The organism is Rhizobium sullae (assembly GCF_900169785.1).
Taxonomy (GTDB): Bacteria; Pseudomonadota; Alphaproteobacteria; order Rhizobiales; family Rhizobiaceae; genus Rhizobium; species Rhizobium sullae.
Window position 1 is genome coordinate 1 of record NZ_FWER01000114.1, and the last position, 7,495, is coordinate 7,495.

The 7,495-nt window shown below is 62.3% G+C and carries 7 protein-coding genes and 1 pseudogene; all 8 read left to right on the plus strand.

All coding sequences use genetic code 11. From position 1 onward, the window contains the following. A pseudogene (locus tag BN1800_RS43240) lies at positions 1 to 172 on the plus strand (efflux transporter outer membrane subunit); the annotation flags it as partial. Positions 173 to 336: 164 nt separating this feature from the next. Then, positions 337 to 1,386, plus strand: coding sequence for a LacI family DNA-binding transcriptional regulator (locus BN1800_RS38595; protein ID WP_087006122.1), 1,050 nt, complete (start codon positions 337 to 339; stop codon positions 1,384 to 1,386). Next, on the plus strand, positions 1,383 to 2,405 hold the full coding sequence (locus BN1800_RS38600; protein ID WP_087006124.1) for an ABC transporter substrate-binding protein: 1,023 nt from the start codon (positions 1,383 to 1,385) through the stop codon (positions 2,403 to 2,405). The genes BN1800_RS38595 and BN1800_RS38600 overlap by 4 nt, the downstream gene beginning before the upstream one ends. A 75-nt stretch (positions 2,406 to 2,480) precedes the next feature. After that, positions 2,481 to 3,308: an ABC transporter permease gene (locus BN1800_RS38605; RefSeq protein ID WP_027508211.1), complete on the plus strand. Its 828-nt coding sequence runs from the start codon at positions 2,481 to 2,483 to the stop codon at positions 3,306 to 3,308. Then, positions 3,305 to 4,084, plus strand: coding sequence for an ABC transporter permease (locus BN1800_RS38610; RefSeq protein WP_027508210.1), 780 nt, complete (start codon positions 3,305 to 3,307; stop codon positions 4,082 to 4,084). Before BN1800_RS38605 ends, BN1800_RS38610 begins: the two co-directional genes overlap by 4 nt. Continuing rightward, the gene (locus BN1800_RS38615) at positions 4,077 to 5,099 is read left to right on the plus strand and encodes an ABC transporter ATP-binding protein (RefSeq protein ID WP_087006127.1); all 1,023 of its coding nucleotides are present in this window, start codon (positions 4,077 to 4,079) and stop codon (positions 5,097 to 5,099) included. Before BN1800_RS38610 ends, BN1800_RS38615 begins: the two co-directional genes overlap by 8 nt. Positions 5,100 to 5,104: 5 nt before the next feature. After that, on the plus strand, positions 5,105 to 6,025 hold the full coding sequence (locus BN1800_RS38620) for a nucleoside hydrolase (protein WP_087006133.1): 921 nt from the start codon (positions 5,105 to 5,107) through the stop codon (positions 6,023 to 6,025). Continuing rightward, positions 6,022 to 7,495 (plus strand): adenine deaminase (locus BN1800_RS38625; RefSeq protein WP_087006130.1); only part of this gene is annotated, 1,474 nt, incomplete at its 3' end. The genes BN1800_RS38620 and BN1800_RS38625, both read left to right, overlap by 4 nt.

Consider the following 7,495-nt stretch of genomic DNA (forward strand, 5'->3'; position numbering starts at 1 on the left):
GCTCGACGCCCAGCGCCAGGTGTCGCTCGCCCAGGCAAGTCTTGCCGCTTCGGTGCAGCAGATGGCCAAGGACTACGTCTCGCTCAACGTCGCCATCGGCGGCGGCTATGCCCCGGGCGGCAAGGTCAACGCCGTCTCCGCCGCTGTGGCAAAGGGACCCACAAAGAGCTGAGCAAGCCATTTCTACGAGTGACAAAAAGCCCCGCAATGCGGGGCTTTTTTATTGCTTCTCGAAAATTCCCGTGTGCAACCGCGCCATCCCATAAAATGGATTCGACAAGTCACCACGCCTCAGGTAGGTATGATTAAACGATTAATCAAAGCACTATGAAAACCATGGCTCAGTTGCGCCCGGCACCAAACCTCAGCAGGATTGCCACGTCGCTTGGCGTGTCGGTCGCAACGGTGTCGAACGCGCTTTCCGGCAAGGGGCGCGTCTCGGAACAGCTAGCCGGAAAGATCAGGGAACATGCCGCGGAACTTGGATATGTTCCAAGCCAGGCAGGGCGGGCGCTTCGCACCGGCCGAAGCGGCGTGCTCGGTCTCGTTCTTCCGGATATCGCAAACCCCCTCTTTCCCAAGATTGCGCAGGCAATCGAATTTGCAGCCGCTTCTGCCGGTTACGGCGTGCTGATCGCCGATTCGCGCGGCAATGTCTCGGCGCAGACGGAGGCGATCAACCGGCTGGTCGAGCGCGGCGTCGACGGCATGGTCATCGTGCCCCGCCGCGCAACGCGCATATCCGCGGCAAGCTGTCCTGTGGCCGTCATCGACACGCCATCAACCCCCGGCAATACGGTTGCCGCCGATCACTGGCAGGGCGGCCAGCTGATCGCCGCCCACCTTGCCGATCTCGGCCATAAGCGGATCCTCATCATCGGCAACAATCCGGAATCAAACGTGCAGAACGACCGGTCGGGCGGCATCCGTTCGGGCCTTCGCCCGGGCATGAGCGCCGAAACGCTCTGGATCGAAAAGCTCGAGCACCGTGCCGGCAGTGGCTGTCCTCTCGGCCTGGCAAAAAAAGTCGAGGAGGGGTTCACCGCCTTTGCCGCCTTGTCCGATCTTCAGGCGCTGCGAGCACTCACGGAGCTGCAGCGCGACGGCATCGATGTGCCTGCCGAGGCCAGCGTCACCGGTTTCGACGACCTCATCTGGTCTCCGGTGATAACACCCGCGCTCACCACGGTAAAAATGGACATGGACCTAATCGCCGCGATCGCCGTTTCGGCTTTGCTCGACAGCATAAAAACAAACAGCACCCGGGAGGGCGCACTCGTAACCGCGGAGAATGACCGCGTGCCCATGCAACTGATTGCCCGCCAATCATCCGGGCCGGTGAGCCCCGGCTCAAGAAAACCTGCAGATGGAGAACTCCCGACATGAAGACATCCCTCATCGCATCGGCAGCGCTGCTCGCGCTTGTCCCGTTCGGCGTCATGGCGCAGGAGCGGACGCTTACCGTTTCCGTCTATGCCTTTGCGCAGGACGACTTCAAGACGCTGGTCTACGACCCCTTCGAGCAGCAATGCGGCTGCAAGCTCGTCGTCGAGACGGGCAACAGCGTCGAGCGCCTGGCCAAGCTGGAGGCGAACAAGACAAACCCGGTCGTCGATATGGCGGTCGTCTCCATGGCAGACGCGCTTTCGGCCTCCCGCAAGGGATTGATCGACAAGATCGACACTGCCAAGCTCACCAATTTCGACAAGCTCTATGATCTCGCCAAGGACCCGAACAGCGACGGCATGAGCGTCGGCTATACATTTTACGCCACGTCGATCGCGTACCGCTCGGACAAGATGAAGATCGAGTCCTGGGCCGATCTTCTGAAGCCTGAATATGTCGGCCACGTCGCCTTCCCGAACGTGACCACCAATCAGGGACCGCCGGCGCTCTACATGCTCGGCCTCGCGCTCGGCAAGGACACGGCCGACCTCAAGGGTCCGATCGAAGCTGTCGGCGAGAAGAAGGACGATATCGTCACCTTCTACGAAAAATCCTCGCAGCTTGTACAGCTGATGCAGCAAGAGGAAATCTGGGCAGCCCCGATCGGCCGTTTCTCCTGGGCGGGATTCACCAAGCTCGACGTTCCGGTCGCCTGGGCAACGCCGAAGGAAGGCCAGACGGGTGGCATGAACGTCATGGTCGTCACCAAGGGCTCGAAGAACCAGGATCTGGCGTTACAGTTCATGGATTTCTGGCTCTCGACCGACATCCAGACGAAACTTGCCGAAAAGCTGATCGATAGCCCGGCCAACAAGGACGTGAAGGTTTCCGAAGCCGCCGCAAACAACCTCACTTATGGCGAGGACACCGCCAAGAGCCTCAAGCTCATTCCGTCCGCCGCAGCGCTCGACAATCGAGACGCGTGGCTCAAAGAGTGGAACGCCAAGGTCGGCCAGTAACGCGCTCGTGACATCTGGTCCCGGTCTACCGGGACCATTCTCCCGCTGTCTCCCGCCAATTCCGAAAGACGCATCATGTTTCAGAACCGAGCAGAAGCTCTGGCGCTCGCCCTGCCCGCAGCAGTCTTTGCCGCCATGGTCTTTCTACTGCCCGTTGCCATCCTGCTTTCGGAAGGTTTTCGGCTGGAAGGCGCCTGGACGCTTTCCGCCTATGGCGACTTCTTTTCCGGCACGCTGAACCGCACCGTCTTCATCCGCACCTTCAAGCTTGGTCTAGAGGTGACGGCAGTCTCCGCGGTCATCGGCTATGCCGCGGCTTTCGTCATCGTCAACCTGCCGCCCAAAGGCAAGGGACGGATGATCGGCCTCATCACCCTGCCGCTGATGATTTCCCCCGTTGCCCGTACCTATGCCTGGATCGTCATCCTCGGCCGCACCGGTATCGTCAACAAGGTCGTGACCGGCATGGGTTTCAGCGGCGAACCATTACGCCTACTCTTCACCGAGACCGCCGTCTTCATTGGCCTGCTGCAACTCTTCCTGCCGTTGATGATCCTGTCGCTGGTCAGCGCGCTTGAAAACATGCCGAAGGATGCGATCCCGGCGGCCCGCGTGCTCGGTGCCAACTGGTTCCAGGTCTTCTGGAAGGTCATCCTGCCGCTAACCCGTGAAGGCCTCGTCGTTGGCGGAACCCTCGTCTTCACCGGCTCGCTCACCGCCTACATCACGCCCGCCGTGCTCGGCGGTTCCAAGGTGCTGATGCTCGAGACGCTGCTCTACCAGCAGGTCTCGGTCGCCAACAACTTCGTTTCGGCAAGCGTCATCGCCTTCATGCTGATCGTTATGAGCTTTGCCGCCAACATCCTGCTGAAGCGCCTGGCAACCGCGAGGAACAAGCGATGACCGCTCGCCTTTTCCCGCCGATCGTGCTTTTCCTCGTGCTCACATTCCTGATTGGGCCGTTCCTGATCATCATCGCCGCGTCGCTTTCGGCCGGGGATACACTCTCCTTTCCACCGCAGGGCCTTTCGCTTCGCTGGGTGTTCAAGGTCTTCACCATTGAGAGCTTCCGCGACAGCTTTTCGATGTCGATGTTGCTCGCCGTCTTCGGAACGCTCGCCGCCCTCGTGCTCGGCATTCCCGCGGCCTACGCTCTGTCGCGCTATTCGCTGCCCTTCGGTGAAACGGTCCGAACCGTCGTCTCCCTACCGATTATCGTACCGGGCATCATCGTCGGCCTTGCCATGCTGCGTTATCTCGTCGTGCCTTTCGGCTTCAACATCACGCTGGCGCTCTTCTTCGCTCACACGGCGCTCGTCCTGCCCTATGCCGTGCGCGTCGTCTCCGCGAGCCTTGATAATCTGCGCTCCGACATCGAGGAGGCCGCCGTATTGCTCGGCTCCTCGCGTCTTGGCGCTTTCTTCCGCGTCGTGATGCCGAATATCCGCGGCGGCATCCTAGCTGCCTTCATCCTCGGCTTCGTCACCAGCTTTAACCAGGTGCCAGTCTCGCTTTTTTTGTCCGGCCCCGGCGTCCGCACCCTGCCGATCGACATGCTGGGTTACATGGAAACCACCTACGATCCGTCAATTGCAGCACTCTCCTCGCTGCTCGCCTTCCTTTCCATCGGCATCGTCTTCCTCGCCGAACGCTTCCTGGGATTCTCTCGTTATGTATGATGCCTATCTTCGACTAGAAAAGCTGACGCTGGCCTACGGCAATACCATCGCGGTGAAGGACCTTGACCTCTCGGTCGGCAAAGGCGAACTCGTCGCCTTGCTCGGCCCGTCGGGCTGCGGCAAGACAACGACGATGCGCTCCATTGCAGGTCTGCTCACGCCTGCCTCCGGTCGCATCAATCTCGATGGCGTCGACATCACCCACGTTTCGGCCAACAAGCGCGCCGTCGGCCTCGTCTTCCAGTCCTATGCCCTCTTCCCGCATCTGACGGTGTATGAGAACGTCGCGTTTGGCCTGCGCTTGAAGGGCATCGGCGGCAAGGATCTCGATGCGAAGGTCAGCGCCGGCATCAAGTCTGTCGGCCTTGCCAAGTTCGCCGATCGCAAGCCTGCAGAACTCTCCGGCGGCCAGCAGCAGCGTGTGGCGCTTGCCCGTTCCATGGTCATGGAGCCGAAGGTGCTGCTGCTCGACGAGCCGCTCTCCAACCTCGACGCCCGCCTGCGTCTGGAAATGCGCGCCGAACTGCAGCGCGTGCAGAGGGAAACCGGCGTCACCATGATCTTCGTCACCCACGACCAGGTGGAGACCTTGGCACTTGCGGACCGCATCGTGGTCATGCTGAACGGCGGCGTCGAGCAAATCGGCACGCCGGAGGAAATCTACAACAAGCCGGTCTCCGCCTTCGTCGCCGATTTCGTCGGCTTCGAGAATGTCTTCAAGCTGGAAAACGGCAGGCTTGTCACACCGAACGACGCCATTGAACTCCCCGCTTCTGCCCCGCGGGCAGCAGGGCTGGCCTGGCGGCCGAGCGCGGTCGCCCTTGGTTCCGGTCCTTTCCAGGGCACCGTGCGCGGCACCTCCTTTGCCGGCGGCACGCGTGAATATCTGCTGGATACGCCGCTCGGGCCAATCAAGGCCGAAGTGGATGCCAGCCGGCCACCTCACGAAATGGGCGCAGCACTTTCCTTCGACCTGCCGCTTGCAGCGGCGGCAACCCTCTCGCGTTTCGGGTGACGATCATGGGTGTTTGGATCGATACTGACATAGGTTTTGACGACATCGCCGCCATTCTGGTGGTCGGTCAGTCCGAACTCAAGATCGACGGCGTCTCGCTCGTCTTCGGCAATACGCCGCTGCCGCAGGTGCAGGCGAATGCCGCAGGCGCCGCGCAAGCCTTCGGCTGGACGTTCCCCATCCATACCGGCCGCGCTCAGCCCGTTCTTGGAAAGCTCGAAACTGCACAGGCAATCCTCGGCGATATCGGTATACCCACCATTGGCAAAGGCCTGCCGAACGCCCCGGCACTTCCGCAAAGCGACGCCTTCACCGCGCTCTGCCGCTGGCTTGAGGCTGACGGTCCGCGGCGCATACTGGCCCTTGGCCCGCTGACGAATATCGCGGCCGTAGCACTCGCACGTCCGGATCTTGCCGCCCGCATCACCGAACTCACCTGGATGGGCGGCGGCGTCACCGCTGGCAATCATACGGCCTCGGCGGAATTCAACGCCTTTGCCGATCCCGAAGCACTCGCGATCGTCATTGCCCACAGCCTGCCGCTGCGGATGGTCGATCTCGACCTCTGCCGCAATGTGCTCGCCGAGCCGGAAGACGTCCAGCCTGTACGTGCCGCCGGTGGCGCCAACGCCGACTTGCTCGCCGACATGCTTGCCGGTTATATCCGCATTGGCACCAGCCGCGGCCGCCCGGCCATGGCGATTTATGATCCGTGTGCCGCCGTCGCCTTCGTGGCACCGGATGCGGTGAGCTTCCGCGCTGCCCGCATCGATGTCGAGCTGGCAGGGTCTTTGACCCGCGGCCGCACGGTCGTCGAAACGCGCGCCACGCATGCCACGTTCAACACCCAGTTCGCTGCTAATATCGATGCCGATAGGGCGCGCACCATCATCCTCGCAGCCCTGGTCAATGAGGCCCGCAAATGAACGCTGAACTTGGCCGGGAACCCGCAGATATCAATGATCCTTCGCTGCGCGCCCGCGCCGTTGCGGCCGCGAGGGGTGCGGCTCCATTCGACGTGCTGATCGCCGGCGGCAAACTGCTCGACGTGGTCACCAGCCGCTTCCGCGATGCGGACATCGGCCTCGTCGGTGCGCTGATCGCCAGCGTGCATGCGCCGGGCAGCCGCACCGACGCGACCGAAATCATCGATGCCAGTGGCACGTTCGTTACACCCGGCCTGATCGATACGCATATGCATATCGAAAGCTCGATGGTAACGCCCGCCGAATATACCGCGGCGGTCCTGCCGCGCGGTGTGGCGACGATCCTTTGGGATCCGCACGAATTCGCCAACGTGCAAGGCCTTGACGGCGTACGTTGGGCGATCGAGGCGTCCCGCGCTCTGCCGCTGCGCATGATCCTGCTCGCACCATCTTGCGTGCCTTCGGTGCCCGATCTGGAAATGGCAGGCGCCGACTTTGATGCTCCGGTGATCGCCGGGATGCTGCGCTCGCCGGCGCTCGGCGGCGTCGCCGAAGTCATGAACATGCGCGGCGTCATCGATGGCGATCCGCGCATGAGCGCAATTGTCAATGCCGGCCTCGCCTCCGGAAAGCTCGTCTGCGGCCATGCCCGGGGCCTGGAAGGCGCCGACCTCAACGCCTTCATGGCGGCCGGCATCACCTCCGATCACGAGCTGACCTCCGGCGCCGACCTTCTTTCCAAGCTCGCCGCCGGGATGACGATCGAGCTTCGCGGTTCGCATGATCATCTCCTGGAGGAATTCGTCGAAGCGCTGAACGGCATCGGCCACATGCCACCGACGGTGACGCTCTGCACCGACGATGTCTTCCCGGATGAGCTCGAAAGGGATGGCGGCCTGGATGACGTCATCCGCCGTCTGGTGCGCTACGGTCTGAAGCCGGAATGGGCGCTTTGTGCCGCGACCTTCAATGCCGCCCAGCGGCTGAAGCGCACGGACCTCGGGCTGATCGCGGCCGGGCGCCGCGCGGATATCGTCCTCTTCGAAGACCTGCAGGATTTCAAGGCTCGCACGGTCATTGCCAACGGCCGCGTGATGGCACAGAACGGCAGGCTCACCACGCCGGTCCATTCGCTCGACGCGACGCCGCTCGTCAATTCTGTGAAACTCTCACCGCTGAGCGAAGACGATTTCAAAATGCCGTCGAAAGGCCACCGCGTCCGCGTCGCCACCATCGACCAACCGCGCTTCACGCAATGGGGCGAGGCCGAAGCCGAGGTGAAAGACGGCTTCGTCGTGCCGCCGACGGGCAGCACCATGATCGCGGTCGCCCATCGCCATGGCAAGGCGGATGGCCGCCCGCGTATTGGGTTCCTGACGGGCTGGGGTGAATGGCGGGGCGCTTTCTGCACGACGGTCTCGCACGACAGCCACAACCTCACCGTTTTTGGCGGCAATACGCAGGATATGG

Excerpts from the sequence above, each read along its gene's own strand:
- BN1800_RS38615 (WP_087006127.1), top strand. The coding sequence starts at position 4,077 with ATGTATGATGCCTATCTTCGACTAGAAAAGCTGACGCTGGCCTACGGC.
- BN1800_RS38600 (WP_087006124.1), top strand. The coding sequence starts at position 1,383 with ATGAAGACATCCCTCATCGCATCGGCAGCGCTGCTCGCGCTTGTCCCG.
- BN1800_RS38595 (WP_087006122.1), top strand. The coding sequence starts at position 337 with ATGGCTCAGTTGCGCCCGGCACCAAACCTCAGCAGGATTGCCACGTCG.
- BN1800_RS38620 (WP_087006133.1), top strand. The coding sequence starts at position 5,105 with ATGGGTGTTTGGATCGATACTGACATAGGTTTTGACGACATCGCCGCC.
- BN1800_RS38605 (WP_027508211.1), top strand. The coding sequence starts at position 2,481 with ATGTTTCAGAACCGAGCAGAAGCTCTGGCGCTCGCCCTGCCCGCAGCA.
- BN1800_RS38610 (WP_027508210.1), top strand. The coding sequence starts at position 3,305 with ATGACCGCTCGCCTTTTCCCGCCGATCGTGCTTTTCCTCGTGCTCACA.